The sequence below is a fragment of the Staphylococcus pasteuri genome (assembly GCF_030547725.1).
GTDB classification, from domain to species: Bacteria; Bacillota; Bacilli; order Staphylococcales; family Staphylococcaceae; genus Staphylococcus; species Staphylococcus pasteuri.
Genome location: NZ_JAUOQO010000543.1, coordinates 1 through 257 on the forward strand (window position 1 = coordinate 1; position 257 = coordinate 257).

Genomic DNA, 257 nt, shown 5'->3' on the forward strand with positions numbered 1-257 from the left:
GGCCAAGTTGCTCCCATCTCTGAGCAAGAGTTTGATGATGGCATACAAGCGCTGCTGGGGATGACATGGGCAAACTTAGCCGGTGACAACCTAATAGTGGAATATTGGTTTGATAACCGCGCATTAAGCCAGCAGCAGTGGCAAAAGGTAGCCGATGTTAGCCGCTATTTAGCCCAACAGGATGGTGGTTTGAATCAACTACGCTATTCGCAGGGCGCTGTGTTTAACGGACAGAATATAATGCAACACAATGTGAT

Annotated in this window: 1 protein-coding gene; it reads left to right on the forward strand. The window is 47.9% G+C overall.

The window, feature by feature from the left end; all coding sequences use genetic code 11:
• Positions 1-257 (forward strand): hypothetical protein (locus Q4528_RS14665; RefSeq protein WP_303522390.1); only part of this gene is annotated, 257 nt, incomplete at both ends.